Source organism: Clostridium sp. C105KSO13, from assembly GCF_001517425.1.
GTDB lineage: Bacteria > Bacillota > Clostridia > Lachnospirales > Lachnospiraceae > Muricomes.
Genome location: NZ_FBWL01000036.1, coordinates 1 through 685, shown reverse-complemented (window position 1 = coordinate 685; position 685 = coordinate 1). Strand labels below are relative to the sequence as shown.

Below are 685 nucleotides of genomic sequence, written 5' to 3'. Positions count from 1 at the left end.
GCCTTTTGGAACGCCATATTCGTTAGATAATTCTGTGATACCTTTACCAGCTTTATTACGCAGATCTACAATCTGCTGCTTGAATTCAGGGGTATAGGATTTTTGATTTTTTGCCATGATTGAACACTCCTTTATTATATTATAGAATGTTCAACTTTCCGTGTCCATAGTTATATACTAACACCATCCTTACCTTTATTTTGAATCCAAGAAATTCTGAATACCGTTTACGGACATTTACGATTCTTGTCTTTTCTGGGGATACTTCAAGTTTTAACCTTGTCGTAATCCAATTCGTAACAGCAACCATTGTCTTTTCAGCATCTTCCCTATTTCTACAGAATATTCGAAAATCATCAGCATACCTCACTATATACATTTCTTTTAGATCAGTTCTTCTCATCACAGTGTAACCGTGACTTCTATCGAAGACTAATGAATTCCTAATCATACGTTCTTTACCATTTTCCATAACAATAGGACTATTTTGCCATTGGCTTTCAACCCAATGGTCTAATTCATTTAGCACCACATTTGCTAATAATGGAGAAATAATACGTAAGTGCTTCAAAAGATAGCGTCGTGTAATCTCCATGCAGATCCTGTAAAATTAACCTAAAATGTCTTTAGGAGGTTATACAATGGATCAAGGTAATAGAGCTTTATGGAAAGAACGGATTCAAGA

The 685-nt window shown here is 34.9% G+C and carries 1 pseudogene; it reads right to left on the bottom strand.

Annotation, left to right across the window (positions count from 1 at the left end):
* Positions 1–190: 190 nt before the first annotated feature.
* Positions 191–556: pseudogene (locus tag BN3456_RS00115) on the bottom strand (reverse transcriptase domain-containing protein); the annotation flags it as partial.
* Positions 557–685: the final 129 nt, after the last annotated feature.